A 26,337-nucleotide genomic window follows, 5' to 3' on the forward strand; every position below is an offset into this window, starting at 1 on the left:
CGAACCCCGGCGCGCCATACAATCCGGTCATGGCACAGGCCGAGATCCGGACCAGCGCCGCGGAACGGGACGAAGCCGTCGCCGCTCTGGGCGTGCACCTGTCGAACGGGCGCCTCGACATCGACGAGTACGAGGAGCGCTGCGGCCGTGCCACCACCGCACGCACGTGTGGTGATCTGGAGGTGTTGTTCACCGACCTGCCCGCACCACACCCGGACCTCAGCTCGGCCACGCCCGTCCAGCTCGTGCAGAAGACGGGCCAACTCGTCGGACCGCCCCGCAGGCGTGGCAAGGACCTCGTGGAGACACCTGCCAGCAGGGCACTCGAGGTGGTCGCGGGGATGGCGTTCCTCGTCGGCCTCCCGGCCGCCATCCTGTTGACGATCTTCCTCGGGCAGTGGTGGGTGTTCATCCCCGTCGGGGTGGTCCTGATGGTCGCCGGCGGTGCGTCCGAGGCGGCCAAGAAACAGGCCGGGTAGCCCCGCCACTGTCGCGGTTCCGGGCGTGCGGGCAAAATACGTGCATGTCCAACGCTTCGCTGCCGCCGGGTGACCGGTTCGGCGCCACCGTCGACGTCGAGCAGCACGGCATCGCCGTCGTGTTGCGCGTCGCAGGCGAGCTAGACCTGGTCACCACGCCGGTCCTGTCCGAGGCGTGCACGAAGGCGTTGCGGTCCGCGCCGCCCGTGCTGGTGATCGACCTGACCGGTGTGACGTTCCTCGCTTCCGTGGGGATGTCGGCCATCGTCGCGGCCCACGAGGCGGGCGGGGAGCAGACGAAGGTGCGGGTCGTCGGCGGCAGCCGCGACACCCTCCGGCCGATCCGCGTGACCGGCCTGGACAACCTGCTTTCGATCTACCCGGACGTGCCCTCCGCGCTCGCCGGGGCCTGACCGGAGCGCAGCACGACCGTGGTGCCCTCGTCGGTGACGTCGACCGTCACCTGGTCCGCACAGGCACGCATGAGCCGGATCCCCTGGCCCCGGGTGCTCTTCGGGTCGTCGGCCGGTGGCCGCCACACGCCGTGGTCGCGCACCGTGAACGTGACGTGCCTGCCGCTGATCTCGCCGCGCAGCTCCACCAGGCCGGAGCCCGTGGGGTCGTCCGCGCCGATGCCGTAGCCGTGTTCGATGCTGTTGCTCACCGCCTCGTTGATCGCCAGCACGAGGTCGTCGAGCCGCGGGCCCGCCCAGCCGTTGGCTTTCAGCCACGTGCGCACCTTGTCCCGTGCGACAGACGGGGACACCCAGTCGGCGGTGAGTACCAGGTCGAGGGGCGGCGGCACAGGAGCCATTCTCCCAGTTTCCCGGCGGCGTGCCCGGCATACTGCCGAAATGGGGATCGACGCGCTCGTGTTCGACTTCGACGGTCTGCTGGTGGACACCGAGACCGCGTCCCTGCGGGTGTGGCAGCACCTGTGGCGCGGGCACGGGCTGGAGCTGGACGTCTCGACGTTCTTCGCGCCGCACGGCGGGGACGTGATCGCGCAGCGGTACGCCGGCCTGGCCGCCGCCGTCGGCCCCTCCTTCGACCAGGAGGCGAGCCACGCCAGCCGCCTCGCCTACCGCGACGAGGTGCACGCCACGCTGGAACTGGCGGCGGGCATCGCCGGGTGGCTCGACGAGGCCCGGGACCTGGGGCTGCGGCTCGCGGTGGCGAGCAGTTCGCACCGCGACTGGGTGGTCGGGCACCTCGCCCGCGTCGGCTACCTGGACCGCTTCGAGCTGCTGGCGTGCGGCGACGAGGTCGGCACGGTGAAACCCGACCCGGCCGTGTACCTGCTGGCACTGGACCGGCTCGGCGTACGGGCAGAGCGGGCACTGGCGTTCGAGGACACCGTCCACGGGGTCGTCGCCGCGAGGGCCGCGGGCCTGCGGTGCGTCGCCATCCCGCACCCGCACGCCGACCCGGCCGCGTTCACCGCAGCGGAACGCGTACTGACCAGTGCGGCGGAGGTCTCCCTCGCGTCGTTGCTCGGCCTGGACTAACCGCACCGTCTACCACGCTTTGAGGGTTTGCCGACCTTGTCCAGGCGAAACTTCGACAAACCTTCACTGGGAAGTTCAATGAGACGCTTGAAGGTATGGATGCGGAAGAGATGAAGCGGTACCTGCGGGAGACCTTCGCCGGAATCCGGGCGCAGGAGGCGAACGGTGACACGTTCGTCACCTACGACCCCGACGGCGACCTCCCGGCCGACCGCTGGCTCCCGTTCGCGACGATCGTGACCGGCGACAGCTACGACACGGTCTCCGACCTGAGCCGCCCTGGTGCCTACCGTCTGAACATGGGCCTGACGAAGCAGGCCTACACGACGCACCTTGGCACCGCACCGATCGAACGCGACGCCAAGGGCGTCCTGATCAGCGACGCCGACTACACGGCCCGCGACACGCTGATGCCCCACCCGATCTACGCCAACCAGCACTGGGCTTCGGTGATCAACCCCGAGACGACGCTGGCGACCACGAAACGACTACTGGCAGAGGCGTACGACTTCGCGGTCCGCAAACACGGCAACCACCGCACCCGCCGTCACGGCACGTCGACCGGCTCACCGGGGGCGGCCGGGCCGCTCACGACGTAGCCGACGACCACGAAGGTCTGGCGGCGTCCGCGACGGTCCTGGGGCGCGTCACCCGGGAGCGGTGACCTGCTCGGGGAGCACGTCGTCGCGCAGGCCACGCCACGCGGTGTGGCGAAGGCGCCCGTCGGAGGTGAACTGGCGGTACACGACCTGGCCGACGAGGGTCGGCTCGACCCAGCGGGCGTCGCGGGCGCGGTCGGCGGGGACCTCGTTGTGGAAGGGGCATTCCCGGCGCGACAGCGGGATCAGCAGGTCCAGCAGCTCGTCCAGTGCCCGTTCGCTGAACCCGGTCCCCACGTCGCCGATGTAGTGCAGGCGGCCGTCCGGGGCGTGCCCGCCGAGCAGCAGCGCGCCCACCCGGCCATCCCGGTTGCCCCTACCCGGCCGCCACCCGCCGACCACCACCTCCTGCGTCTTGATCAACGGCCGCTTGATCCAGTCGCGGCTGCGCTGCCCCGGGACGTACCGCGAGGCGAGCCGCTTCGCCACCAGTCCTTCCAGCCCCTGCTCCTCGACGATCGTGAGCAGCTCGTTCGGGTCGATGTCGTCGGCGGTGAAGTGCCGGGGGACCGCGACGTGGCTGTTCGCGACCGGCAGGTCGGCCAGCAGGTCGCGCCTGCGGGTGTAGGGCGCGGTCAGCAGCACTTCCGTGCCGAGCCGCAGCAGGTCGAACACGATGAACGTCACCGGCGCCGTGCGCAGCAGTTCCGCGGTCGGGCCGCGCTGGTGGCGGGACTGCATGAGCTGGAAGTCGGGTCTGCCGTCCGGCGCGAGCACCACCAGCTCGCCGTCGAACACCGCGGACCGGCCGCCGGTGGCGTCGGCCAGCACGCCGTGCAGGTCGGGGTAGACGCCGGTGATCTCGTTGCCGAGCCTGCTCGTCAGCTTCGTCACGCCGTCCGGGCCGACACGCATGCAGCAGCGGAACCCGTCCCACTTGGTCTCGTACGCCCACCCGCCGCCGACCGGCAGCGGACCCTCGACCGCCAGCATCGGCGCGACCGGACCGGGCACACCATCCACAGTGGACTCCTTCCCCCGGCGAGCCTAACCCGGTGCGGTCAGGTCGGCGACCACACCGGCGTGGTCGGAGAGCCACACACCGTCGACGGGCCGCTCACCGACCAGCCGCGCGGCGGTGACGAGGAAGTCCGGCCCGGCGAACACGTAGTCGATGCGGCCCGGTGTGCCGTCCAGCCGGGCGATCTCGGCGGCCGCGAGCGGGTTGTCCGCCGACCAGGTGAGGCCGGGGCCCGCGCCGGCGACCGTCCACGCGTCCTGCAGGTGCGCGCCCAGGTGCCGGATGCCCGCCTCGTCCGGCGGCGCGTTGAGGTCACCGGCGACGATCAGCGGCAGCATCCCGCCGTACCGCAGCAGCACCTCCTGCGCCTGCAGGTGTCGCACCTCCGCCGCCGCGGGCTGCCACGGCGTGGTCGGCACGACGAACAGGAGCCCACCGACCCGGACCGCGAGCGTCCAGTAGTGGAACTCGCCGACGCGCCGCTCGACGACGTCCACCACCCGGTGCGGCTCCCTGGTGGCGATCGCGGTGCCGCCGAAGTGCTCGGCCTCGGGTGGCTGCACGCGCAGCACGTCGGCCTGGTGCGTCACGTGGCGCAGCCGGGTGCGCGCGAGCAGCCGAGTGAGCTGCTCCGGGTGCCGCACCTCCTGCAACGCGACGAGGTCCGGTGCCAGTCCCCGCAGTTCGCGGTTGAGCAGGGCGGTTCGCCTCGGATCACCCGCCTCATGTCGCACGTTCCGCGTAACCACCCGCATGGGGGCCTCCCCGCGCCGTCGTTTGTGCGACCGTGGAACCGGGTACTGCTCTGGTGGCGGCCGACGTGCGCGCCATCTTGACGAACACCGGAGGTTAGACATGATCGGCTTCATCGTCGCCGGCCTCATCATCGGCGCGCTCGCGCGCCTGATCAAGCCCGGCAAGCAGAACCTCGGCATCATCGCCACGCTGCTGCTCGGCCTCGTGGGCTCCATCATCGGCGGCACGATCGCCTGGTTGCTCGGCACCGGCGACATCTGGGAGCTGAACGTCCTCGGCTTCATCCTCTCCGTGATCGCCGCAGTGGTGCTGATCGGTTCCGCGGAAGCCATCGCTGGTTCGCGGCGCAAGGCAGTGCGCTGACGCCTACGGCGCGACGACAGTCCTGAGATCGGTGGCGCCCGCGGCGCACCTGGCCCACGCGGCCGGTGCCGCCGCGGGCGTCACCGTTTCGTGGGGGACGGTCAGCGTGCCGTCCGCGACGCGGGCCGCGACCATGGCGACCGCCTCCGCGCGCTGGTCGCGGGTCAGCTCGTTGTTGGTGTAGCCCAGGATCCGCAGGGAGTTGCTCCGCAGCAGCGACGACGTGATCGGGCTCGTCTCGCCCGCCACGCTGCCCAGGTTCACCAGCCGCCCACCCGGCCGCAGCGCCCGCGCCGCGGCGGCGGCCGGGACCCCGAACACCGGGTCCAGCACCAGGTCGGCAGGCCCGTCGACGGCTTCGGCGAACCGGGCGGCGAGCTCGTCCACGTCCGATGAGCCGAGGTCGACCACCGCGTCCGCGCCCGCTGCCCCGGCCCGTCGCCTGCCCGCCGCCGACCGCGCCGCGGCCACGACCCGCCGCGCGCCCGCTGCCTTCGCCAGCCGCACCGCGGCCTGACCGACCACGCCGCCCGCGCCGAGCACGATCACCTGCTCGCCCTCGGCCAGTCCGCCCCGCCACGTCAGCGCCAGGTGCGCGGCGACCGCCGAGAGCCCGAGCGCAGCCACCAGCACCGGGTCGGCCTCGTCGGGCAGCACCACCAGCTCGGCCTCGGGCACGGCGACCACCGACGCCATCGACCCGTCACCTGGCCGCATGCCCGCGCTCGTGGGGAACCACACCGCACGCCCGCCTGCCGTGCCGACACCCTGCACACCGGGCACGTACGGTGTCGCGGGCACCCCGAAGTACGACGTGCCCGAGGCGCACAGCAGGTCCAGCGGCGTGATCGGCGCGGCGATCACCTCGACCAGCACCTCCCCGGGGCCCGCCGGTGGCGCGGGCCACTCGACGAGGTCGGGCGGTGCGCCGGGGGAGCGCAGCGACAGTGCCCAACCAGCCGCTGCCCGGCTCATGTCGCGATGTCCGGGTAGGGCGGCGACAGGTGGGCGAGCTTGCGGCCGTACTCCTTCTGGAACGCCAGCGGCTCGGTGTTGTCGCGTTCGAACATCGCGATGAACAGCGTCAGCGTCAGGAAGGGGTGCGCGCCGAGCTCGAACAGCCGGACGTGGTCGTGCTCGGTCAGCGCGGCGCGCTCGTCGTCGGTGAACGCGAGCCACGTCGACGACTCGCCGGTGTGGCAGGCCAGGATCCGGTTGGCCTCGCCGGCCTCCCACCACTCGACGGTCCCCTGTGGATCGTCCCGGTACCGCTCGACCAGCTCGGGGTCGCGGTCCACGGTGAACAGGAACTTGTTGAGGAGGTACTTGCTCATGCCGCCCCCGGGTACCAGGTGAAGTAGGCCTCCATCGTGTGGAACAGGTCGTAGGTGTCGACGTAGTCCGCCTTCCGGCCCTCGCCTGCGACCCCCATCATCAGCATGAAGTCCATGAACCCGTGCGTGGCGTTGCCGGGCAGGTGCAGCGAGTCGAGCGTCACGTCCGCGCAGCAGCCCTCGATGTCGCCGGTCGAGATCCACTCCACGGCCCTGCGGTCGAACTCGGGGTCCGGCCCGTGCGGCCCGAACTGCCGGGGCCCGCCGAGCTCCAGCGACAGGTGCCCGGTGCCGATCACCGCGACCCGCTGGTCCGAGGGCCACGACTCGACCAGCTGCCGGATCGTCTGTCCCAGCTGGACGAACCGCTTCGGCTGCGGCAGCGGGGGTGCGAAGATGTTGGTGTAGATGGGCACGATGGGCAGGTCGTTCTGCGGGCGCAGCGTGATGATCGGGCACGTGATCGAGTGGTCGATCCGCAGCTCGTTGGAGAACGCGAGGTCGAAGCCCGCGTCGAGCCCCTCGCGCAGCACGTACGACGACAGGTCCTCCTGGCCTTTCATCACCATGCGCGGCAGGCCGAACTCGCGTTCCTCGTTGTACCAGTTGGCGTCGTAGAACGGCGCCTTGCCGACCAGGAACTGCGGCATGTTGTCCAGCCACAGCTGGTGGAAGTGGTCCGAGCCGACCATCACCAGCACGTCCGGCCGGGCCTTGGTGAGCGTCTCCCGGAACGCCTCGACCTTGCGCACCCACTCGTCCGCGAACGGCGGCCGGTCCTCGCCGGTGGCGGTGCTGGCGCGGTAGTAGAACGGGTGGTGCGTGGACGCGATGACCGCGACCAGCTCAGCCATTGCCACCTCCATGGGGGCTGGGAGGAACCGGGACGTTGTTCAGGTCGACCGAAAGGAAGATCTCGTTGGCGACCGGGTTGCGCAGCTCCTCCGCGAGCTGACCGATCAGCCCGGCGGTCCGCGCGAGCAGGGCGAAGCCCCGCAGCAGCGCCAGCGGCAGGTCGAGGTCCGCGAGCGCGGCCCCGCACACCCCGGCCCCGTTGAGCGGCAACGTCCTGCCCAGCACCCTGGGGTGTACCCGCCCGATCGCCGCGAACAGCCTCAGGTGCGGACCTTCCAGCCCTTCCTCGCGGGCGATCTGGAAGAGCCGGGGCGTGCGCGGGTCCACGTCCTTGTGCACGTGGTGCCCGAGCCCGGGGACGAACCGCTTCGCCTCCCGTCGCGCGGCGACGACCTCGAGCGCGAGCGCGTCCCAGCCGTCGTCGTCGGTGGGCAGGCGCCGCCCGGCGAGCTGTTCGTGCAGGAACCGGCCGCAGTCCTCGGTGACGCCGAGGAACCGCGAGCCGCCACCCAGCAGCCCGGCCGCGAGCGCCCCCTGCACGGAGTCCGGCGCGGACAGGTACGTCAGCCGTGCGGTGATCGCCGTCGGCGTGAACCCGTGGTCGGCGAGCGCGGCCAGCACGGCCTCGAACACCCTGGTCTCACCCTTCGACGGCCGCCGCTGGGTCGCGAGCCAGAAGGCCAGCTCGCCGAACCCGACCTCACCCATCACGTCCCGTGCGAGGTCGTGGCCGAGCAGCGTGATGGTGTCGCGGGTGGCCGAGCCGAGCGCCGTGGGGTACTCAGGCATCCTTGTCTCCCAACCACTTCCGGATCTCGGCGCCGTGCTCGTCCAGCTCGGGCGGTGGCAGCGCGTAGCCGGCGGGCGTGGCGGAGAACCTGATCGGGTGCCGGGTGGTCGGCACCGCCCGGTCACCCTCGCCGACCTCGACGACCGGTGCCAGCCCGAACCGCTGCGCCATCGCGAACCCACCGTCGATGGTGTTGATCGGCCCGCACGGCACCCCGGCCGCGACGAGCAGGTCGAACCACTCGATGGCACCCCTGGCGGCGAGCCGCTCGACCAGGACCGGCCGCAGCTGCTCGCGGTTCGCGGTGCGGTCGGCGTTGCGGGCGAACCGGGGGTCGTCGGCGACGCCGGGGATGCCGAGCACCTCGCAGAGCTTCCGGAACTGCCCGTCGTTGGCGGCGGACACGATCAGGTCGTTGTCCTTGGTGGGCAACGGCTCGTACGGGAACACGCTCGGGTGCGCGTTGCCCATGCGGTAGGGCACGACGTCCCCGGCGACGTACGCCGAGCTGTGGTTGACCAGCCCGGTGAGCGCGGAGGACAGCAGGTTCACCTCGACCCGCTGCCCCGCGCCGGTGGCGTCCCGGTGCCGCAGCGCCGCGAGGATCCCGATCACCGCGTGGTTGCCCGCCATCACGTCGAACACGGAGATGCCCGCGCGGTAGGGCGGCCCGTCCGGGTCGCCGGTGAGGCTCATGAGTCCGGAGATCGCCTGGACCATGAGGTCGTAGCCGGGCACGTGCGCACCGGGGCCCGCCCCGAACCCGGTGATCGACGCGTACACGATGCCGGGGTTGGCGGCCCGCACGTCGTCGTAGCCGAGCCCGAACCGGTCCATGCCGCCGGGCTTGAAGTTCTCGATCAGCACGTCGGCCCGCCGCGCCAGCTCCCGCGCCGCCCCGGCGTCCCCGTCGTCCCGCAGATCGAGCGCGATCGACCGCTTGCCCCGGTTGATGCCGAGGTAGTAGGTCGACACACCGTCGCGCACCGGCGGCATCCACGTGCGCGTGTCGTCGCCGCCGGGCCCCTCGACCTTGATCACCTCGGCGCCCATGTCCGCCATCAGCATCGTGGCGTACGGCCCGGCGAGGATCCGCGAGAAGTCGGCCACCAGTACACCGTCGAGCGGGCCGTCCATATGTCTCCGTCCGTGATGCGGACACTTGTCCGCAGCCTTGTCCGGGCAGCTCTCCCTGTCAACCCCCGCCACCCGCACGGGCGGGGCGGGCGCGGCGGGTGGTTACGACGCGGCCGTGCGGGTCACGTGCGGGACCGTCGCCAGTCGTGCGAAGTCGGCGCTGATCTCACCCGCTGCCCTCAGCAGCAGCGGGAGGTGGTCTCCGAGCAGCTCGTCGAGTGAGGTCTCCGCCGCGTGCGTGTTCACGTTGAGGGCACCGACCACCCGCCCGCCGCCGTCCCGCAGTGGTGCCGCGACCGACCGGATGCCGAGCGCGAGCTGCTGGTCGGTCAGCGCCCACCCCCGCGCCCGCACCTCCCGCAGGACCGTGTCCCGCTCGGTCCGTTCCGGCTGCCAGCGCGGTGTCAGGCCCGACCGCGTCGGTTCGGCGAGTACGGCGTCGACCTCGGCGGGGTCCAGCGCGGCGAGCAGCACCTTGCCCAGCGACGTCTGCAGGGCGGGAAACCGCGTCCCGATCTGCACGGCGAGCGCCACGATCTTCGGCACCGCCACCCGCGCGACGTACACGATGTCCGAACCGTCGAGCTGCGCGACCGAACACGACTCCCCCGTGGCGGCCGACAGGGCCGCCATGTGCGGCCGCGCGATGTCCCACAGCCCCTGTGACCGCACGTAGGCGACCCCGAGGTCGAGCACCCTCGGCGTCAGCGCGAACCCGGGCCCCTCGGCACGCACGTACCCCAGCTCACCGAGTGTCAGCAGGATCCGCCGCGCCGTCGGCCGCGCGAGGCCGGTCGCCGCGGCCACCTCCGCCAGCGTCATCGCGGGCCTGCCCGGCTCGAACGCGGCGATGACCTCGAGCCCGCGCGCGAGCGCCTCGATGAAGTCCGGTCCGGCGCCTTCGCGCGGCATGGCGGCTCCTCACGGTGACGGGCATTGACTTCCCTGCGGTGCGGGATCAGAGTAACCCTCACAACCGGCCGCCATACGGACAAGTGTCCGGCAAGGAGTTCACCGATGAACGACTACCGCGCCGTGCTCCTGCGCGGCGGTACCGTGCTCCCGATGGACGGGTCCCGCTCGGTGCTGACGGACACGGACGTGCTGGTGATCGACGACCGGGTGGCGGCGGTCGGCAGCGGCCTGGCCGCCCCGGAAGGCGCACTGGTGGTGGACGCGACCGACGGCATCGTGATGCCGGGCATGATCGACACCCACCGGCACATGTGGCAGACCGCGATGCGCGGCTACGGCGCGGACTGGACGCTGACGCAGTACTTCGTCTGGTACTACCTCGACCACGGCACGCTGTTCCGCCCCGAGGACATCCACGCGGGCAACACCCTGGCCGCGATCGAGGCGCTGGACGCGGGCGTGACGACGGTCGTCGACTGGTCGCACGGCCTGCGGACGGTCGACCACGCGGACGCCGCGGTGGACGCACTCGAGGCGATCCCGGGCAGGCACGTCCTGGCGTACGGCAACATCCAGCAGCCCCCGGCACAGTGGACGGGCGCACCGGAGTTCCGCGACTTCGTGAACCGCCGCATCACCGGTGACGACCTGCTGGGCTTCCAGTTGGCGTTCGACGTGACCGGCGACCCGGCGTTCCCGGAGAAGCCGGCGTTCGAAGTGGCACGCGACCTGGGTGTCCCGGTCACCACGCACGCGGGCGTGTGGGGCGCGACAAGCGACGACGGCATCCGCCTGATGCACGAACACGGCTTCATGACAGAGCAGACGATCTACGTACACGCCGCGTCCCTGACCGCCGACTCCTATCACCGGATCGCCGCGACGGGCGGCTCGATCTCGGTGTCGACGGAAAGCGAGCAGAGCGCGGGCCAGGGCTACCCGCCCACGTGGGCGATCCGCGCACACGGCATCCCGGTCTCCCTGTCGATGGACACCAGCGTGTGGTGGAGCGGCGACCTGTTCTCGGCGATGCGCACGACCCTGGGTGCGGACCGTTCGCGCGAACACCTGTCGGCCCACGCCCAGGACGAGACGGTCACCCACTGCTCGCTCCGCGCCGACCAGGTCGTCGAATGGGCGACCCGGGGTGGCGCGGCGGCACTGGGCAGGCCCGACCTCGGCAGCCTGGCGACAGGCGGGAAGGCGGACGTGGTCCTGATCAAGAACGACGACTCCCCGGTGTCGTTTCCACTGCTGAACCCCTACGGCCACGTGGCTTTCCAGGCCCAGCGCGGCGACGTGCACACCGTGCTGGTCAACGGCAGAGTGGTGAAGCACAACCACAAACTGGTCGACATCGACCTGAAGTCGGCCCGCCGGGCCGTGGAGTCCACAGTGGAGCACCTGCGCGGCACGATGGGCGAGGACGCGTGGCAGCGGGGCATGAACCCGGACGTGCCGGAAACCAAGGTGCTGGACAACCCGTACACCTACACCGACTACCGCAGCGCCGCGACGCACAGACACTAGTGCATAAGTCCGACCGCTTCGGCGCACCACTCGAACATGGTTCTGCTCGCGGCGGCACCGTGCCGCGTCCACGGCACGAGGTGCGGGTTCCGTGCTCTGCGGTCGTGCCAGAACAACCCGGACGGCGGTGCGGGCTCGGTCGCACCGAGCCACACGGTGGTGTCGGCGCCCTCGTCGCTGTCGCGCAGGAACGGCCGGGTGAGCCGGTGGAAGCCGGGCAGTGAACCGGCGACACCGGGGGTGTCGGCCCACCCGGGATGCGTCGCCGCGACGGTGATCCCGGGCCAGCGCTGGGCCAGCAGCGGGACGAGCGCGACCTGGATCCGTTTGCTACGTGCGTAGGCGGCGGCGCCGCGGTACCCGCCCCGGGTGTACTCGGGGTCGTCGAGCGGCAGCTTCTGGGTGTACATCCCACCGGACGACACGAAGACCACGCGCCCGCCCGCGAGCACGGGTCCGAGCAACTCGGTCATGAGCAGGGGGCCGAGCACGTGGGTGGCGAGGGCCGTTTCGTGCCCCTGTGGTGTGGTGGTCCGCTCGGCAGGCAGCACGCCCGCGTTGTGCACCAGCACATCCGCGGCGCCGACCGTGCCTGCGAACCGCCGCACGTCGGCCAGATCGGACACGTCGCACCGCGACACCAGCACGTCGCCGTCGATCGAGGCCGCGATCCGCTCGCCCTTCGCGGTGTCCCGGACCACGAGGCGCACGGCCGCGCCCAGCCGCGCGAACGCGGCCGCGGTGGCCGCTCCCAGTCCGGAACTGGCACCGGTCACGATCGCCGTGCGCCCGGTGAGCGCCCCCGGCGGTGCGTCCGGGGGCCAGCCGGGCAACCGCCGCCGCGCGGCGAGCCCGAACCGCGGGTACCCACCGATGACCGACCGGTCGAGCCCGGTGTCGAGCCACCGGCCGAGAACTTCCCGAGTCACCATCACGACGGTACTTCGGAACCGCGCCCCCCGCGGATGGGCGGCCGCCGCCCCGGATCCAGCGCACGGCCCCGGCAAGCTGGGACGGCCGAGCGCCGTGAATGGGCCGTTCAGGGCGCTGGGTGCCCTGAACGCGCCTTTCAGGGCATTGCCACGCCATAGGGGCTCCCTGCCATCCCGTCGACCTGGCGAAGCCCGATCACACCGCAAGTCCTGTCGGCAACGATCTTGGGAGCGCTCCCAGTCGGCGGGTTCGAGACGCGGGTCCGAGTTCGATGAGGTCCGGCGCCCCGCAACTTCCGCCGGATCGCGGATGACAAGTCTCGCAAGGGATCCCGTGGTCAGCCACTGAACACCGAACTTAACTGTTCATCAAGAGTGAGAGTCTGTACACGCGCAGTTAACGCAGCTAGACTCCACAAAACTGGGAGCGCTCCCAGAAATCGCTCGGCGTTGAGCGGAGGATCCGAATGAGACCAAGACCCTTGATCAGGACGCGGAGGCGTGCGGCCGCCTACTTGGCGGTCGTGTCGGCGCTACTGACGTCCCTCATAACACTGAGTGCCCAGCCCGCCGGTGCGGCGGTCGGCTGTCGGATCGACTACACCGTGAACGACTGGGGCGGGGGCTTCACCGCGACAGTCCGGATCAACAACCTGGGCGACCCGGTGACCGGCTGGTCGCTGCGGTTCTCGTTCGCGGGCAACCAGCAGGTCAACACGCCTGGCTGGAATGCGAACTGGACGCAGTCGGGGCAGCAGGTCACCGCGACCAACCTCGGCTGGAACGGCACCCTCGCCACCGGCGGCTCGACCGAAATCGGCTTCAACGGCACGTACTCGGGCAGCAACGCCGCCCCGGCGAGCTTCTCGCTCAACAACACCACGTGCACCGGCACGACGGACCCCGATCCAGACCCGGATCCGGACCCCGACCCGGGCAACCGCGTCGACAACCCGTACGTCGGCGCCGGTGTGTACGTGAACCCGGACTGGTCGGCCAAGGCCCGCGCGGAAACCGGCGGCAGCCGGATCGCGAACCAGCCGACCGGTGTGTGGATGGACCGCATCGCGGCCATCACCGGCACGACCGGCGCACGTGGACTGGCCGCGCACCTCGACGAGGCCGTCCGGCAGGCCGCGGGACAGCCCCTGGTGTTCCAGGTGGTCATCTACAACCTGCCTGGCCGCGACTGCGCGGCGCTCGCGTCCAACGGTGAGCTGGGGCCGACCGAGCTGAACCGCTACAAGACCGAGTACATCGACCCGATCGCGAGCATTCTCGCCCGGCCCGCGTACGCGAACCTGCGGATCGTCACGGTCATCGAGATCGACTCGCTGCCGAACCTGGTCACCAACGTGTCGCCGCGGGAGACGGCGACGCCGCAGTGCGACACGATGAAGGCCAACGGCAACTACGTCAACGGGGTCGGCTACGCGCTGGCCAAGCTCGGCGCGGTGCCCAACGTCTACAACTACGTCGACGCCGGCCACCACGGCTGGATCGGGTGGGACGACAACTTCAACGCCTCGGTGCAGCTGATGTGCCAGGCCGCGAACGCGTCCGGTGCGGCCCCGGGCAACGTGCAGGGTTTCATCGCCAACACCGCCAACTACTCGGCGCTCAAGGAGGCGTTCTTCACCGCCGACACGGTGGTGGGCGGCAAACCACTGCGTGAGGTCGCAGGCGGCTGGGTCGACTGGAACCGGTACGTCGACGAGTTGGGCTTCGCGCAGGCGTTCCGGCAGCAGGCCGACTCGCAGTGCTTCGACTCGAACATCGGCATGCTGATCGACACCTCGCGCAACGGCTGGGGCGGCCCGGACCGGCCCACCGCGGCGAGCACGTCGACCGACCCGGCGACCTTCATGGAAGAGTCGCGCATCGACCGTCGCATCCACCTCGGCAACTGGTGCAACCAGTCCGGTGCCGGGCTGGGCGAGCGGCCGAAGGCGGCGCCGGAGCCGGGCATCGACGCCTACGTCTGGATCAAGCCGCCGGGTGAGTCCGACGGTTCCAGCTCGGCGATCGACAACGACGAGGGCAAGGGCTTCGACCGGATGTGCGACCCGACGTACACCGGCAACCCCCGCAACAACGACAACATGTCCGGTGCACTGGGCAACGCGCCGATCTCCGGGCACTGGTTCTCCGCGCAGTTCCAGGAACTGATGCGGAACGCCTACCCGCCGCTGTGACGGGTTGACCCGCTCCGGGTGCCGCCCTCGCGTCCCCAGCACGCGAAGGCGGCACCCGGTCCCCGCACGAACAGGACACCCTGTGATGAAACGACGCAACGTCGCGTTCGCCCTCGTTCCCGCACTGTTACTGGCTTTGCTCGTGCCGTTCGTCCACACCGCACCAGCCTCGGCGGCGGGCGCCGGCTACTGGCACACCGACGGCAGGCAGCTCCTCGACGCGAACAACCAGCCCGTGCGCATGACCGGGATCAACTGGTTCGGCCTGGAGACGGCGAACTACGCACCGCACGGGCTGTGGTCCCGCGGCTACAAGGACATGCTGGACCAGATGAAGAGCCTGAAGTACAACACGCTGCGGCTCCCGTTCTCCAGCCAGCTCTTCGACACCGGCTCCACCCCGAACAGCGTCCGCTACGACCTGAACCCCGATCTGGCCGGCCTGTCCGGCATCCAGATCATGGACCGGATCATCGGCTACGCCGGGCAGATCGGCATGAAGGTGCTGCTGGACCGGCACCGGCCGGACTCAGGCGGGCAGTCCGCGCTCTGGTACACGAGCGCCTACCCGGAGAGCCGCTGGATCAGCGACTGGCGCATGCTCGCGCAACGCTACCTCGGCAACACCACGGTGATCGGCGCCGACCTGCACAACGAGCCGCACGCGATCCAGGGCGGTGGCGGCGCGGACTGGGGGAGCGGTGACACGGCCACCGATTGGCGGCTCGCGGCCGAGCGGGCCGGCAACGCGATCCTCGCGGTGAACCCGAACTGGCTGATCGTCGTCGAGGGCGTAAGCGAGTACGACGGCGACGGCTACTGGTGGGGCGGCAACCTGCAGGGCGCGGCGACCGCACCGGTGCGGCTGAACGTCGCGAACCGGCTCGTCTACTCCGCACACGACTACGCGACCTCGGTGTTCGCGCAGGACTGGTTCGCCGACCCCGCCTTCCCGGACAACATGGCGGCGATCTGGGACAAGAACTGGGGTTACCTGTTCAGGAACGACGTGGCGCCGGTGCTGCTCGGCGAGTTCGGCACCACCCTCGCCGATCCGCGTGACCAGGCGTGGCTGCGGACGCTGATGGCCTACCTCGGCACCGGCACCGACGCGCCCAGTTTCACCTTCTGGTCGTGGAACCCGAACTCCGGGGACACCGGCGGGATCCTCAACGACGACTGGACCACGGTCAACACCACCAAACAGGCCTACCTGGACCCGTACCTCATCGCGCCGGACGGCGGCACGGGCAACCCAAACCCGGAACCGGGCACGTCCTGCCGGGTCACGTACGGCGTGAACGACTGGGGCACCGGGTTCACCGCTTCGGTGTCGGTCGCGAACACCGGCAGTACGGCCATCAGCGGCTGGTCCCTGTCGTTCACGTTCCCCGGCAACCAGCGCATCACCAACGGCTGGAGCGCGACCTGGTCCCAGGCCACGGGCAGCGCGACGGTCACGGCGACGAACTCCGACCACAACCGGGTGATCGCGGCAGGGCAGTCGGTCACCGGGATCGGGTTCAACGCGACCTACAGCGGCAGCAACGCCGCGCCGTCAGCCTTCACGGTCAACGGCGCGGCGTGCACGATCGCGTAAGGACGAAGACAATGCGGGTGAAACTTGTCCATCTCCTGACCGGCGTACTGGTGGCCGCCTCCGTGTCGGTCACAGGGGCGACGACAGGGGCGGTCATCGGTGCCGCCGCGTCGCACACCGCCGAGGCCGCACCGGCCGAGGCCCACAACTGGCGCAACGTGGAGATCGCGGGCGGCGGGTTCGTGCCCTCGATCATCTTCAACCAGACCGAACGCAACCTGATCTACGCGCGCACCGACATCGGTGGCGCGTACCGGTGGAACCAGTCCACGGGGCGGTGGGTCCCGCTGCTGGACTGGGTCGGCTGGGACAAGTGGGGCTGGAACGGCGTGCACAGCCTCGCCACCGACCCCGTCCAGACCGACCGCGTGTACGTGGCGGCCGGGATGTACACCAACAGCTGGGATCCGAACAACGGCGCGATCCTGCGGTCGGCCGACCGGGGCGCCACCTGGCAGGCGACGGCGCTGCCGTTCAAGCTCGGCGGGAACATGCCGGGCCGCGGCATGGGGGAGCGGCTCGCGGTCGACCCGAACCGCAACAGCATCGTCTACTTCGGAGCCCCGGAGGGCAACGGGCTGTGGCGCAGCACCGACCACGGCGCGACGTGGGCGAAGGTCGCGAACTTCCCGAACGTGGGCAACTACGCGCAGGATCCCGGCGACCCCAACGGTTACCTGTCCCACCGGCCGGGTGTCGTGTGGGTGACGTTCGACAAGTCGACCGGCACGGCGGGCAGCACCACGCAGGGCATCTACGTCGGCGTGGCGGACAAGGACAACACCGTCTACCGGTCCGTGGACGGCGGCGCGAGCTGGGAGCGGATCGCGGGGCAGCCGACCGGGTACCTCGCGCACAAGGGCGTGCTGGACCCGGTGAACGACAAGCTGTACATCGCGACGAGCGACACCGGCGGCCCGTACGACGGCGCGAAGGGCGACGTGTGGAAGTACGACACGGTCTCCGGTGCGTGGACGCGGATCAGCCCGGTCCCGTCCAGCAGCGGCGACGACTACTTCGGCTACTCGGGCCTCACGATCGACCGGCAGAACCCGGGCACGATCATGGTCGCCACCCAGATCTCGTGGTGGCCGGACGTCATCTTCTTCCGCAGCACCGACGGAGGCGCGACGTGGACCCGGATCTGGGACTGGACGTCGTACCCGGAGCGCGGCTTCCGGTACACGATGGACATCTCGTCGTCGCCGTGGCTGGACTTCGGCGCGAACCCGCAACCACCGGAGACGGCGCCGAAACTGGGCTGGATGACCGAGTCGCTGGAGATCGACCCGTTCGACTCCGACCGGATGATGTACGGCACCGGCGCGACGATCTACGGCACCACGAACCTGACCGGCTGGGACAACGGCACCCGGTTCACGATCAGGCCGATGGCGGCGGGCCTCGAGGAGACCGCGGTACTCGACCTGATCAGCCCGCCGTCCGGTGCGCCGTTGATCTCGGGACTCGGTGACATCGGCGGCTTCCGGCACGAGCGCCTCACCACGGTGCCGTCGAGGATGTTCACCCAGCCGGTGTTCACCTCCACCACGAGCCTCGACTACGCGGAGAACAACCCGAGCGTGATGGTGCGGGCCGGCAACTTCGCCGACGCGGACCGCCCGAACGACAGCCATGTCGCGTTCTCCACCGACGGCGGCGCGAACTGGTTCCAGGGCACCGAACCGGGCGGCGTCGACGAGGGCGGCACGGTCGCGGCGGCCGCGGACGGCAGCCGGTTCGTGTGGGCGCCGAAGGGCCTGCCGGTGCACCACTCGGTCGGCTTCGGCAACACGTGGACCCAGTCGCAGGGCCTGCCGGTCGACGCCGTCGTGGAGTCCGACCGGGTCGACGCGAGCAAGTTCTACGGGTTCTCCGGTGGCCGCTTCCACGTCAGCACGAACGGCGGCGCCACGTTCACCCAGACCGCGGCGACCGGCCTGCCCACCACGGCGAAGTTCAAGGCGTTGCCTGGCAAGGAAGGCGACATCTGGCTCGCGGGTGACACCGGCCTGTTCCACTCGACGGACTCGGGTGCGAGCTTCACCAGGCTGTCCACTGTGGCCGATGCGGTGAACATCGGTTTCGGCAGGGCCGCGCCCGGCCGCACCAACCCGGCGCTGTACACGATGGCGACGATCGGCGGCGTCACCGGTGTCCACCGCTCCGACGACAACGGTGTCACGTGGGTCCGCATCAACGACGACCGGCACCAGTACGGCAACGCGGGCGAGGCCATCACCGGCGACCCGAGGATCTACGGCCGCGTCTACCTCGGCACCAACGGCCGCGGCATCGTCTACGCCGACCCGGTGGGCACGACCGACCCCGACCCCGATCCGGAACCCGTCGGCACCTGCGAGGTCACCTACAGCGTCGACCAGTGGCCGGGCGGGTTCACCGCGGCGGTATCGATCGCCAACACGAGCACCGCGCCACTCGAGCGCTGGCGGCTGGCGTTCACCTTCCCGGCGGGGCAGCGCGTCACCAGCGGGTGGGGCGCGACGTGGTCCCAGGACGGCGCGGACGTCACCGCGGCCAACCTCGCGTACAACGCCAGGATCGAGCCGGGCGGGTCGGTGCGGATCGGGTTCAACGGCTCGTGGAGCGGGGCCAACGCGCCCCCGGCCGCCTTCACCGTGAACGACAACCCCTGCGCGACCGGGAGCTGACGCGTGTGGTGCGCCGTGGGAGACGCTTTCGGGACAGTTGACGCCCCGAAAGCGTCTCTCAGGGCACTGCGCCGGAGCCGGGCCGAGCCACCTCGATCGCGATCCGGCCACCGACCCGCAAGGCCATGGTGCGAGTCGGCTCCACCGTGAAACCGGCGGCCGCGATCCGCCGCGCCACGGCGTCGCCGACGTTGTCGCGCACGTGCTCGCTCATCCGGCCGTGGCCGCCGGGCCGGTGCCCGTGCCCGTGCCCGTGCTCGTCGACCACGACGTCGGCCAGTACGAGCAGCCCGTCGGGTCGCAGCACCCTGCGCACCTCGGCGAGCAGCTCGTCCTTCGACGCGGTGTCCAGGTGGTGGAGCATCAGGCTGGAGAAGACCCGGTCGAACGAGCCGTCGGGGTAGGGCAGCTCCTGGGCGAACCCGCGGTCCAGTCGCACGTCGATCCCGGCGCGCCGGGCCTTGCGCCTGGCGCGGGCCAGCGCCTTGCGGTCCGGGTCCAGCCCCGTGAGCTCGGCTCCCGGGTACTGCCTGCCGACCGTCCGCAGCAGGTTCCCGGTGCCACACCCGACGTCCAGCACCTCGTGCCCGGCCAGCAGCCCGGCCAGCGTGCCCATCTCGCGGTGGATCCGCCGCAGCCCGGACAGGCGGTGCATCAGGTCGTAGAGCGGAAGCAGGAAGTGCTTGCCCATGCTCGGGAGGTACTCCCGTTCGGCATCCGGCTGTGACTTTTTGTCGGCCATACCGACATTCTGCCCCCATCCGGAGCTGCGGTCCTGTGCTGATCCACGGCATCAGTGGGACGATTCGACGGTGAAGACCGTGCGAACGGCGCCGGGCCGCGACCGGCTGGCGACCTACTCGATGCTGCCGGCACCGGGCGAGCTGCCGCTGGCGACCTGGCGGTTGCGCCACACCGGCGGGAACTGCCTGTCCTTCGAGGAACACGCCCACGACTTCCCCGGCCTGGCGTACTTCCCGGCGGCAGGCGGCGTCCTGCGCACCGGCAGGCGGGCGTGGCACATCCAGGCGGGGGACCTGTTCGTGATCGCCCCGGGCGACGTGATGGGGCACGTCCAGCACGGCGACTTCGCCGACGTCGACGGGTGGGGCGTGTTCTTCACCGCCGACGCGCTCGGCCCCGACGTACCCGGCGCCCACCTGGCCTGGCGCACCCACCCGCTGCTGTTCCCGTTCATGCGTGGCGGCGCCATCGACGCACTGCGGCTGCGGGTGCCGGAACCGGACCGGGCGGAGTGGGTGACGAGGATCCAGGCCCTCGACGACGAACTGGCCCGGCGGCACGACGGTTTCCGGGAGGCCGCCCTGGCGCACCTCGTGCTGCTGCTGGTCGGGGTGTCCCGGCTGGCCGCGGACGTGGTCGGCGACCTGCGGGAGAACCAGGAACCGTTGCTCGCCGAGGTCTTCGAGGTCATCGAACGCCGCTACCCGCAGCCGCTGTCGCTGCGCGACGTGGCCGCCGCCGTGCGCCTGTCGCCGGGGCACCTGACCTCGACGGTGCGCAGGCGGACCGGCCGCACCGTGCAGGAGTGGATCACCGAACGGCGCATGGTGCAGGCCAGGCGCCTGCTCGCGGCGACCGGGCTGCCGGTGGGCGAGGTGGGCAGGCAGGTGGGTTTTCCGGACGCCGGCTACTTCGCCCGCACCTTCGGCAAGGTGCACGGCATGAGCCCGGCCAGGTGGCGCCAGGGCGGCCCACCGCGCCAGGAACGCCTGGTACCGCGATGACCGAGCGCCTGCGGCAACCGGGAGTCGACGTGTGCCGCACAGCGGTGCGGATCGGGTGATCCGCCAGGTCACGGCCCGCCCGGATGGCGACCGCGGTGACGACACGGTCCCGGTCTTCCTCGTGGCGACCCCGCGCCACCGCCGACCCGGCTCGGTCTGACCGCGCCGGGTCGGCCCGACACCGGGTGGTCAGGCCCAGCCGGATTCGCGGGCGATGCGGATCGCGTCGGTTCTGGTCCGGCCGCGGGTCTTGCCGATCACGTTGGACAGGTAGTTGCGGACGGTACCCGGCGACAGGTACAGGCGCTTGGCGATCTCGGGCCCGGAGCGGCCCTCGGCCGCGAGGCGCACCACGTCCACCTCTCGCGGGGTCAGCGGGTTGGCTTCCGCGGTGAGCGCGGCGACGGCGAGGCTGGAGTCGACCACCAGCTGTCCCGCGGCTGCGCCGCGGATCGCGTCGAGAAGCCGCGCGCTCGGGGCGTTCTTGTCGATCGCGCCCAGCACGTCGGTGGCGAGCAGGCGCCGCACCAGACCAGCGGGTTTTGCCGCGGCCAGTGCCACGACCTGACACGTCGGCAGTCGTTCGCGCAGTTCCCCGATCGCGGCCAGGCTGCCGCTCGAGGAGACGCCGACCTCGATGACGACCACGTCCGGTCGCTTCCGCAGTGCCGTCGGCACCACCTCGTCACCACACTCCAGGGCGGCGACCACCTCGATGTCCCCGTGCCTGGACAGCATGCTGACCAGGGCGCCGCGCAACAGACCGAGGTCCGTGGCGAGCAGGACCGTGATCGACCCGCGGGGCAGGTCTCCTGGCGGGCGCGGAACCAGGTTCGCCGGGAAGGTGCCGACGGTCATCTCTGCCCGTCCCGTCGGGACGGGGCTGCCTGGCGGTCTGCGTCCGGTACATCCACGAAATACCTCGGTTTCTCGTCTGTTCGCGATCTTCACGAAGTTCATCACCGGGGTCTGGGGTAATCATGCGTAACCTACTACCGCCGCGACGACAACGGCGATCATGTCACTCGGATAGCCTAGAACGACAGGACATCGGTCAGGTACGGATCAGGTGCGGCATCAGGCTTTGCGCAGCGAACGCGCTGTCATGTCCTTGTTATGGCCACTATGCGGTCCGGTGCGCCGTCGGATACCCGTTCCCGCCAAAAGTATGCCGTCCGGCGGTTTATTTCAACCAGCGGTTGTGGCAAACGACCAACCGGTCGCATTCCATGTCGCGCGCATTGTTCCGTCGATCTTCCTCCCCGCCGCGGCGGCACTGTCCGAACAGGACTCGGGATTGAACCGCCTCGCAGCGGGTATGAGACATTCGTGCCTGATGAAAGGTGTGAGGTGAAGCCGCCTGCCGGTGGTCCGTCCGCCTTCGCGTCCGTCAGCCGGACGGTCGGCGGCGCGTTGTTCGTGGCCGGTCTTGTTTCGGGGACGCGCAAGCAGTCCGCGCCTCGCGACACCGGCCTCGGTGTGCTGCTCGTGCCGGGGTTCGGTTGTGGCGACTGGTCCCTGCTGCCCGCGGCGGCCTGGTTGCGGCATCGCGGCCACCGCCCCGCTGCGGCCCGGATCGGGCTGAACGTCGGGTGCACCACCGAGTTGGTGGCGCGCATCGAGCGGCGGGCGGAGGAACACGCGGAGGCGACCGGGGACCCGGTGGTCCTGGTGGGCCAGAGCCGAGGTGGCTGGTTGAGCCGCCTGGTCGCGGTGCGCAGGCCGGATCTCGTGCGGGCGCTGGTGACGGCGGGGAGCCCGGTACTGGACCCCCTCGGGGTGAACCCGAAGGTCATGCGGAACGCCCGGTTCCTGACGAGGCTGTCCGCGTTCGGGCTGCCGGGACTCCTCGACGACGACTGCTTCACCGGGGAATGCTTCCGCGACAACATGTCCGCGCTGCGGGGACCGCTTCCCGACGGGATGCCGGCGCTGGCGGTCTACTCGCGGCTGGACCGGGTCGTGCCGTGGCAGCTGTGCCAGGACCGGTCCGCCGAATGCGTGGAGGTCCGCAGCGGCCACACGGGAATGCTGCTGCAGCCGGAGTTCTACTCGGCGCTGGCGCCCAGGTTGTCGCGCTGGGCGCGGAGCAGGCGGGAAAGTTCCGCACCCGAATGGCGGTGTTGTCATGCCGCACCGGGGTAGTCCTGGGACATGACTTCCAACAGACCCGCTCCGAGCACGGTGGGCGCGGAACAGCTTGCCGTCCCCGTCGAGGACGGCGACGTGGGCAGTGGCCGCCGCGGCTGAGTGCGGGTCCGTGGAACCGACGACCGAACAGATCACGACCCGAAGGAGAATACCGATGGCTGAACTGGTGCGAGACCTCATGACCAGGAACCCGGTCGCGCTGCCGGCCGACACTCCCGTGCGCAACGCCGCGACGGCGATGCGCGAGCAGGACATCGGCGACGTGCTCGTCGTCGACGACGGCAGGCTGCGCGGCATCGTCACCGATCGCGACATCGTGGTCCGGGGGGTCGCCGGCTTCGACGACCTGTCCACCTGCTCGCTCGGCGACGTGTGCAGCGACCAGCTGCTCACCGCTTCCCCCGACGACGAGGTCGAGTCGGTGATCGTCCGCATGCGCGAGGGCGCCGTGCGCCGCATCCCCGTGGTCGACGGCGACACGCCCGTCGGAGTGCTGTCCATCGGCGACGCCGCCATCCAGCGCGACTCCCGGTCCGCGCTGGCCGACATCAGCGTGGAGAAAGGCAACAGCTGATCCCTGACGGGCTCCGGTCACCCGGGGTGGTGGTACCGCGAGTTCCCGGTTTCGCCGGTTCGGCCGCGGGCACCCCGCCGACATGATGCGATCGATCCTTCGCGGCGTGGCGGCGGGTGCGGCGGGCACCACGGCGTTGAACGTCGCCACCTATGTGGACATGGTGCTCCGGGGCAGGCCGGCGAGCCAGACCCCCGAGCAGAGCGTGAACCGGCTGGCCGACCTGACCGACGTGCACATTCCCGCCGAGGGCAGGGAGAACCGCGTCTCCGGTGCCGGCGCGTTGCTCGGGATCGTGTCCGGTCTGGTGGTCGGTGCCGCCTACGGCGCGGCCCGTGGGGCGGGTTGGCGGCCGGCCGGCCTGACGGCGAGCGCGGTCGCCACCATCGGCGCCACCGCCGTGTCGGCAGCGCCGATGGCCGCGCTCGGGGTGTCCGACCCGAGGGACTGGTCACTGTCGGACTGGGTCGCCGACCTGGTGCCCCACCTGGCCTACGGCTGCGTCACCACCGCGACCTACGCGGCGATGCATAGCCGGCACCGAGCCGGGTAGTCGTTGGGCACACCCGAACGAGGAGGACTGGTGACCACCACACAGCAACAGGACCTCATCGACGCGATCGTGACCGATCATCGCGAGGCCGAGGCCGTGTTCGCCGAGATCGAGAGCAGCGGTGACCCGCGCAACCGGCGTGAGCTGGTCGAGCACGTGATCGTCGAGCTGGTACGGCACTCGGTCGCCGAGGAGCAGTACCTGTACCCCACGGCGCGCAAGGTGCTGCCGAACGGCGACGAGCTCGCCGACCACGAACTCGAGGAGCACGCCGAGGCCGAGAAGGTCATGAAGGCGATCGAGAACACCGACGTGACCGACCCGAAGTTCGACGAGCTGGTCGGCAAGCTGATCGAGGACATCCGGCACCACCTGAAGGACGAGGAGAACGATCTCCTGCCCAAGCTGCGCAACGCGTGTGACGCGGATGAGCTGCGCAGGCTGGGGGAGAAGTTCGAGAACGCCAAGAAGATGGCGCCGACCAGGCCGCACCCGTCCGCGCCCGACCGGCCGCCGGCCAACAAGGTCCTCGGGCCGGGAGTGGGGCTGATCGACCGCATGCGGGACGCGCTGACCGGACGCGACCGCTCGAGGTAGACGAGGGTCGCTGCTGCCGTAACCCGGCTCGCCGTCGAACCGAACGTGCACGCGATGCGCTCGGCTGGGACACTCCAGCCGAGCGCATCGCCGTGTTCCCGGCCGGACACGTTCGGCCGCGGCCGGGGTCAGCTCTCGTCCGCCGCGGTGAGGAGGTTGTTCCTGTGCACCGCGTCGACGGACAGCGTCCGGTAGCCGTTCTCGTCGAAGAGCACGGTCAACCGGTCGGGCTCGACGGAGATCACCACGCCGTGACCCCATTCCGCGTGGTGCACGGAGCTGTCCCTGGGGAACTCGTCGCTGCCGGGCGGCTGGGGCCTTGCGGTCCCGGCCGCGCAGGTGTCGCAGTTGCCGCAGGGGCCGTCGAGCTCCTCGCCGAAGTAGCCGAGCAGGTACTGGCGGCGGCAGCCGGTCGTTTCGGCGTAGCCGCGCACCATGTCCAGGCGCGAGCGGGCGAGCCGCTGGTGTTGCTCCGCCGACTCCATGGCCGCGTCGGCGGCCTGCTCCGGTGTCCGCCGGGGATCGGCGTAGGTGAGCCGGCCTTCGGTGTCGACGGTGAGGACGTCCGCCTGTTCCAGGAGGTTGATCGCCCTGGTACGTCGTGCCGGGGCGGCGTCCACCCGGTCGGCGAGCTCGGCGGGCCGGGTCGGCTCGCCGAGCTCCCGAAGGGCCCGCGCCACGGCTTCCACGGTGTCCCGGGGTGGTTTGCCCGTGGTGAGGAAGTTCTGCAGGGCCAGGTCTTCCGGCCGGTAGAACAGCGTGGCCGCCGCTGGGTCGCCGTCCCGGCCCGCCCTGCCGATCTGCTGGTAGTAGGAGTCGATCGAGTCCTGCACCGACGCGTGCACGACGAACCGCACGTCCGGCTTGTCGATGCCCATGCCGAACGCCGAGGTCGCCACCACCACGTCGAGGTCGCCTGCGAGGAACTCCTGGTGCACGCGTTCGCGTTCGCCCGCGGCGAGACCAGCGTGGTAGCTCGCCACCCGCGGCCCGGCCCCGGTGAGCTTCTCGGCGTATCGCTCCGCGTCACGACGGCTGGCCGTGTAGACGAGGCCGCAACCGGTTCCCGGTTCGGCGGTCAGCGCCGTGACGCGGGCAACGACTGCGGCGCGCTTCTCGGCGTCGTCGGTGAACCGTTCGACACCGAGGTGGAGGTTGGGCCGGTCGAAGCTCGTGACGACCTCCCGGTGGTCGCGGAGACCGAGGCGCCCGGCGATGTCGCGGCGCACCGGAAGGGAGGCGGTGGCGGTGAGTGCGACGACGGGCGGGTGCCCGAGCCGTTCGACCACCGGGGCGAGCCGCAGGTAGTCGGGCCGGAAGTCGTGGCCCCACGCGGACACGCAGTGCGCCTCGTCCACGACGAACAGGGACACGCCCAGATCGGCCAGTTCGGCCACGAGGTCGTCGTTGGCGAGCTGCTCGGGCGACAGGAAGACGTACTCGGCGCGGCCGTCACGCACGGTGTCCCAGGCTTCGCGGCGCTCCGCGGCGTTCTGCGTCGAGTTCAGCGCGACCGCGTCGGGCGCGCGGCTGTCCTCGATGCCGTCGATCTGGTCGTGCTGCAGGGCGATCAGTGGGGAGACCACGAGCGTCGGCCCGGCGAGGAGCACCGCGGGCACCTGGTAGATCGCGGACTTGCCCGCTCCGGTCGGCAGCACGGCCAGGACGTCCTGTCCGGCCAGGACGTGCTCCATCGCCTCGACCTGTTCTTCGCGCAGGAGCGCCCAGCCGAATCTCTCCTCGGCGACGCGCCGGATGTCCTCGACGCTCGGCATCGTCGTCACCCTGCCTCGGTGCGGAAGTTCGGAACAGGCGCTGTGAACAGGGACCCCGAGCCGCCGGGGGTGTCGTCGAGTGGCATGCCCCCGTGTACCCGGGCGCCGGCCCGGTACACGAGCCCGGCGTCACGTCCCTCCCCGGATATCCGACCTGTGCGTTTGCCGGTATCCGGGTCGGGAACGTCCCGGAGGACGGCAACCGAGGAGGACCGATGAAGGCAGTGTCGTGGCACGGGACGGGCCACCTCGT

Annotated in this window: 27 protein-coding genes; 14 read left to right on the forward strand and 13 right to left on the reverse strand. The window is 70.9% G+C overall.

Annotation, left to right across the window (positions count from 1 at the left end; translation table 11 throughout):
- Nucleotides 1-29: 29 nt before the first annotated feature.
- Nucleotides 30-479, forward strand: coding sequence for a DUF1707 SHOCT-like domain-containing protein (locus ACFPCV_RS38045; protein WP_378062331.1), 450 nt, complete (start codon nt 30-32; stop codon nt 477-479).
- A 44-nt stretch (nt 480-523) separates the two neighbouring features.
- Nucleotides 524-892: an STAS domain-containing protein gene (locus tag ACFPCV_RS38050; protein ID WP_378062332.1), complete on the forward strand. Its 369-nt coding sequence runs from the start codon at nt 524-526 to the stop codon at nt 890-892.
- Here the strand turns inward: ACFPCV_RS38050 and ACFPCV_RS38055 are convergent.
- On the reverse strand, nt 856-1,293 hold the full coding sequence (locus ACFPCV_RS38055; RefSeq protein ID WP_378062333.1) for an ATP-binding protein: 438 nt from the start codon (nt 1,291-1,293) through the stop codon (nt 856-858). The genes ACFPCV_RS38050 and ACFPCV_RS38055 overlap by 37 nt on opposite strands.
- Nucleotides 1,294-1,333: 40 nt before the next feature.
- Between ACFPCV_RS38055 and ACFPCV_RS38060 the strand changes: the two genes are divergently transcribed.
- Complete coding sequence (locus tag ACFPCV_RS38060) at nt 1,334-1,987, forward strand: HAD family hydrolase (RefSeq protein WP_378062334.1); 654 nt, start codon at nt 1,334-1,336, stop codon at nt 1,985-1,987.
- Between the two features lie 95 nt (nt 1,988-2,082).
- Nucleotides 2,083-2,586, forward strand: a complete 504-nt coding sequence (locus ACFPCV_RS38065; RefSeq protein WP_378062335.1) for a DUF6194 family protein — start codon at nt 2,083-2,085, stop codon at nt 2,584-2,586.
- A 48-nt stretch (nt 2,587-2,634) separates the two neighbouring features.
- Here the strand turns inward: ACFPCV_RS38065 and ligD are convergent, their stop codons facing one another.
- Entirely contained in the window at nt 2,635-3,609 is a 975-nt protein-coding gene (gene ligD, locus ACFPCV_RS38070; RefSeq protein ID WP_378062337.1) for a non-homologous end-joining DNA ligase, read from the reverse strand.
- A gap of 24 nt (nt 3,610-3,633) precedes the next feature.
- Nucleotides 3,634-4,362: an endonuclease/exonuclease/phosphatase family protein gene (locus tag ACFPCV_RS38075; RefSeq protein ID WP_378062339.1), complete on the reverse strand. Its 729-nt coding sequence runs from the start codon at nt 4,360-4,362 to the stop codon at nt 3,634-3,636.
- 100 nt (nt 4,363-4,462) lie between these two features.
- On the opposite strand from ACFPCV_RS38075, the gene ACFPCV_RS38080 reads away from it, so the two are divergent.
- Complete coding sequence (locus ACFPCV_RS38080) at nt 4,463-4,726, forward strand: GlsB/YeaQ/YmgE family stress response membrane protein (protein ID WP_378062340.1); 264 nt, start codon at nt 4,463-4,465, stop codon at nt 4,724-4,726.
- 3 nt (nt 4,727-4,729) lie between these two features.
- Here the strand turns inward: ACFPCV_RS38080 and ACFPCV_RS38085 are convergent, their stop codons facing one another.
- The 6 genes from ACFPCV_RS38085 to ACFPCV_RS38110 all read right to left on the reverse strand — a co-directional run bounded on the left by ACFPCV_RS38085 (nt 4,730) and on the right by ACFPCV_RS38110 (nt 9,754).
- A complete protein-coding gene (locus ACFPCV_RS38085; protein ID WP_378062342.1) occupies nt 4,730-5,701 on the reverse strand; it encodes a zinc-binding dehydrogenase in 972 nt (323 codons plus the stop codon).
- Nucleotides 5,698-6,060, reverse strand: coding sequence for a hypothetical protein (locus tag ACFPCV_RS38090; protein WP_378062343.1), 363 nt, complete (start codon nt 6,058-6,060; stop codon nt 5,698-5,700). The genes ACFPCV_RS38085 and ACFPCV_RS38090 overlap by 4 nt, the downstream gene beginning before the upstream one ends.
- Nucleotides 6,057-6,914, reverse strand: a complete 858-nt coding sequence (locus ACFPCV_RS38095; RefSeq protein WP_378062344.1) for a DODA-type extradiol aromatic ring-opening family dioxygenase — start codon at nt 6,912-6,914, stop codon at nt 6,057-6,059. The genes ACFPCV_RS38090 and ACFPCV_RS38095 overlap by 4 nt, the downstream gene beginning before the upstream one ends.
- Nucleotides 6,907-7,704 carry a citryl-CoA lyase gene (locus ACFPCV_RS38100; protein ID WP_378062346.1) on the reverse strand — a complete coding sequence of 266 codons (798 nt, stop codon included), beginning with the start codon at nt 7,702-7,704 and terminating at the stop codon, nt 6,907-6,909. The genes ACFPCV_RS38095 and ACFPCV_RS38100 overlap by 8 nt, the downstream gene beginning before the upstream one ends.
- The gene (locus ACFPCV_RS38105; protein ID WP_378062348.1) at nt 7,697-8,842 is read right to left on the reverse strand and encodes a CaiB/BaiF CoA transferase family protein; all 1,146 of its coding nucleotides are present in this window, start codon (nt 8,840-8,842) and stop codon (nt 7,697-7,699) included. Before ACFPCV_RS38105 ends, ACFPCV_RS38100 begins: the two co-directional genes overlap by 8 nt.
- A gap of 102 nt (nt 8,843-8,944) precedes the next feature.
- Nucleotides 8,945-9,754: an IclR family transcriptional regulator domain-containing protein gene (locus ACFPCV_RS38110; RefSeq protein WP_378062349.1), complete on the reverse strand. Its 810-nt coding sequence runs from the start codon at nt 9,752-9,754 to the stop codon at nt 8,945-8,947.
- A gap of 105 nt (nt 9,755-9,859) precedes the next feature.
- Here ACFPCV_RS38110 and ACFPCV_RS38115 point away from each other — a divergent pair, with 105 nt between their 5' ends.
- Nucleotides 9,860-11,287: an amidohydrolase family protein gene (locus ACFPCV_RS38115; protein WP_378062350.1), complete on the forward strand. Its 1,428-nt coding sequence runs from the start codon at nt 9,860-9,862 to the stop codon at nt 11,285-11,287.
- Here ACFPCV_RS38115 and ACFPCV_RS38120 read toward each other — a convergent pair.
- A complete protein-coding gene (locus ACFPCV_RS38120) occupies nt 11,284-12,216 on the reverse strand; it encodes an SDR family NAD(P)-dependent oxidoreductase (RefSeq protein WP_378062352.1) in 933 nt (310 codons plus the stop codon). The genes ACFPCV_RS38115 and ACFPCV_RS38120 overlap by 4 nt on opposite strands.
- Nucleotides 12,217-12,743: 527 nt before the next feature.
- Between ACFPCV_RS38120 and ACFPCV_RS38125 the strand changes: the two genes are divergently transcribed.
- The 3 genes from ACFPCV_RS38125 to ACFPCV_RS38135 all read left to right on the forward strand — a co-directional run bounded on the left by ACFPCV_RS38125 (nt 12,744) and on the right by ACFPCV_RS38135 (nt 18,686).
- Complete coding sequence (locus tag ACFPCV_RS38125) at nt 12,744-14,414, forward strand: glycoside hydrolase family 6 protein (RefSeq protein WP_378062354.1); 1,671 nt, start codon at nt 12,744-12,746, stop codon at nt 14,412-14,414.
- A gap of 85 nt (nt 14,415-14,499) precedes the next feature.
- The gene (locus ACFPCV_RS38130; protein ID WP_378062356.1) at nt 14,500-16,014 is read left to right on the forward strand and encodes a cellulase family glycosylhydrolase; all 1,515 of its coding nucleotides are present in this window, start codon (nt 14,500-14,502) and stop codon (nt 16,012-16,014) included.
- An 11-nt stretch (nt 16,015-16,025) separates the two neighbouring features.
- The gene (locus ACFPCV_RS38135) at nt 16,026-18,686 is read left to right on the forward strand and encodes a cellulose binding domain-containing protein (RefSeq protein ID WP_378062357.1); all 2,661 of its coding nucleotides are present in this window, start codon (nt 16,026-16,028) and stop codon (nt 18,684-18,686) included.
- 58 nt (nt 18,687-18,744) lie between these two features.
- Here ACFPCV_RS38135 and ACFPCV_RS38140 read toward each other — a convergent pair whose 3' ends face one another.
- Nucleotides 18,745-19,428 carry a class I SAM-dependent methyltransferase gene (locus tag ACFPCV_RS38140; protein WP_378062358.1) on the reverse strand — a complete coding sequence of 228 codons (684 nt, stop codon included), beginning with the start codon at nt 19,426-19,428 and terminating at the stop codon, nt 18,745-18,747.
- 70 nt (nt 19,429-19,498) lie between these two features.
- On the opposite strand from ACFPCV_RS38140, the gene ACFPCV_RS38145 reads away from it, so the two are divergent.
- Nucleotides 19,499-20,434, forward strand: a complete 936-nt coding sequence (locus tag ACFPCV_RS38145; RefSeq protein WP_378062359.1) for an AraC family transcriptional regulator — start codon at nt 19,499-19,501, stop codon at nt 20,432-20,434.
- Between the two features lie 189 nt (nt 20,435-20,623).
- On the opposite strand, the gene ACFPCV_RS38150 is transcribed toward ACFPCV_RS38145, so the two are convergent.
- The gene (locus tag ACFPCV_RS38150; RefSeq protein WP_378062361.1) at nt 20,624-21,292 is read right to left on the reverse strand and encodes a LuxR C-terminal-related transcriptional regulator; all 669 of its coding nucleotides are present in this window, start codon (nt 21,290-21,292) and stop codon (nt 20,624-20,626) included.
- 492 nt (nt 21,293-21,784) lie between these two features.
- Here ACFPCV_RS38150 and ACFPCV_RS38155 point away from each other — a divergent pair, with 492 nt between their 5' ends.
- The 4 genes from ACFPCV_RS38155 (at nt 21,785) to ACFPCV_RS38170 (ending at nt 24,309) form a co-directional block, all read left to right on the forward strand.
- Nucleotides 21,785-22,579, forward strand: coding sequence for an esterase/lipase family protein (locus ACFPCV_RS38155; protein WP_378062362.1), 795 nt, complete (start codon nt 21,785-21,787; stop codon nt 22,577-22,579).
- Between the two features lie 160 nt (nt 22,580-22,739).
- Complete coding sequence (locus ACFPCV_RS38160; RefSeq protein ID WP_378062363.1) at nt 22,740-23,159, forward strand: CBS domain-containing protein; 420 nt, start codon at nt 22,740-22,742, stop codon at nt 23,157-23,159.
- Between the two features lie 82 nt (nt 23,160-23,241).
- Complete coding sequence (locus ACFPCV_RS38165; protein WP_378062365.1) at nt 23,242-23,712, forward strand: hypothetical protein; 471 nt, start codon at nt 23,242-23,244, stop codon at nt 23,710-23,712.
- Between the two features lie 30 nt (nt 23,713-23,742).
- The gene (locus tag ACFPCV_RS38170; protein ID WP_378062366.1) at nt 23,743-24,309 is read left to right on the forward strand and encodes a hemerythrin domain-containing protein; all 567 of its coding nucleotides are present in this window, start codon (nt 23,743-23,745) and stop codon (nt 24,307-24,309) included.
- A 128-nt stretch (nt 24,310-24,437) separates the two neighbouring features.
- On the opposite strand, the gene ACFPCV_RS38175 is transcribed toward ACFPCV_RS38170, so the two are convergent.
- Nucleotides 24,438-26,084, reverse strand: coding sequence for a RecQ family ATP-dependent DNA helicase (locus ACFPCV_RS38175; RefSeq protein ID WP_378062369.1), 1,647 nt, complete (start codon nt 26,082-26,084; stop codon nt 24,438-24,440).
- Between the last annotated feature and the right edge of the window lie 253 nt (nt 26,085-26,337).

The sequence above is a fragment of the Actinophytocola glycyrrhizae genome (assembly GCF_042653545.1).
GTDB classification, from domain to species: Bacteria; Actinomycetota; Actinomycetes; order Mycobacteriales; family Pseudonocardiaceae; genus Actinophytocola; species Actinophytocola glycyrrhizae.

Bases quoted from the DNA above. Each gene is read 5' to 3' on its own strand.
- ACFPCV_RS38090 (WP_378062343.1), bottom strand. From the start codon at position 6,060: ATGAGCAAGTACCTCCTCAACAAGTTCCTGTTCACCGTGGACCGCGAC.
- ACFPCV_RS38060 (WP_378062334.1), top strand. From the start codon at position 1,334: ATGGGGATCGACGCGCTCGTGTTCGACTTCGACGGTCTGCTGGTGGAC.
- ACFPCV_RS38150 (WP_378062361.1), bottom strand. From the start codon at position 21,292: ATGACCGTCGGCACCTTCCCGGCGAACCTGGTTCCGCGCCCGCCAGGA.
- ACFPCV_RS38140 (WP_378062358.1), bottom strand. From the start codon at position 19,428: ATGGCCGACAAAAAGTCACAGCCGGATGCCGAACGGGAGTACCTCCCG.
- ACFPCV_RS38105 (WP_378062348.1), bottom strand. From the start codon at position 8,842: ATGGACGGCCCGCTCGACGGTGTACTGGTGGCCGACTTCTCGCGGATC.
- ACFPCV_RS38085 (WP_378062342.1), bottom strand. From the start codon at position 5,701: ATGAGCCGGGCAGCGGCTGGTTGGGCACTGTCGCTGCGCTCCCCCGGC.
- ACFPCV_RS38080 (WP_378062340.1), top strand. From the start codon at position 4,463: ATGATCGGCTTCATCGTCGCCGGCCTCATCATCGGCGCGCTCGCGCGC.
- ACFPCV_RS38055 (WP_378062333.1), bottom strand. From the start codon at position 1,293: ATGGCTCCTGTGCCGCCGCCCCTCGACCTGGTACTCACCGCCGACTGG.
- ACFPCV_RS38135 (WP_378062357.1), top strand. From the start codon at position 16,026: ATGCGGGTGAAACTTGTCCATCTCCTGACCGGCGTACTGGTGGCCGCC.
- ACFPCV_RS38065 (WP_378062335.1), top strand. From the start codon at position 2,083: ATGGATGCGGAAGAGATGAAGCGGTACCTGCGGGAGACCTTCGCCGGA.
- ACFPCV_RS38115 (WP_378062350.1), top strand. From the start codon at position 9,860: ATGAACGACTACCGCGCCGTGCTCCTGCGCGGCGGTACCGTGCTCCCG.
- ACFPCV_RS38100 (WP_378062346.1), bottom strand. From the start codon at position 7,704: ATGCCTGAGTACCCCACGGCGCTCGGCTCGGCCACCCGCGACACCATC.
- ACFPCV_RS38130 (WP_378062356.1), top strand. From the start codon at position 14,500: ATGAAACGACGCAACGTCGCGTTCGCCCTCGTTCCCGCACTGTTACTG.
- ACFPCV_RS38075 (WP_378062339.1), bottom strand. From the start codon at position 4,362: ATGCGGGTGGTTACGCGGAACGTGCGACATGAGGCGGGTGATCCGAGG.
- ACFPCV_RS38045 (WP_378062331.1), top strand. From the start codon at position 30: ATGGCACAGGCCGAGATCCGGACCAGCGCCGCGGAACGGGACGAAGCC.
- ACFPCV_RS38095 (WP_378062344.1), bottom strand. From the start codon at position 6,914: ATGGCTGAGCTGGTCGCGGTCATCGCGTCCACGCACCACCCGTTCTAC.
- ACFPCV_RS38050 (WP_378062332.1), top strand. From the start codon at position 524: ATGTCCAACGCTTCGCTGCCGCCGGGTGACCGGTTCGGCGCCACCGTC.
- ACFPCV_RS38175 (WP_378062369.1), bottom strand. From the start codon at position 26,084: ATGCCGAGCGTCGAGGACATCCGGCGCGTCGCCGAGGAGAGATTCGGC.
- ACFPCV_RS38165 (WP_378062365.1), top strand. From the start codon at position 23,242: ATGATGCGATCGATCCTTCGCGGCGTGGCGGCGGGTGCGGCGGGCACC.
- ACFPCV_RS38110 (WP_378062349.1), bottom strand. From the start codon at position 9,754: ATGCCGCGCGAAGGCGCCGGACCGGACTTCATCGAGGCGCTCGCGCGC.
- ACFPCV_RS38160 (WP_378062363.1), top strand. From the start codon at position 22,740: ATGGCTGAACTGGTGCGAGACCTCATGACCAGGAACCCGGTCGCGCTG.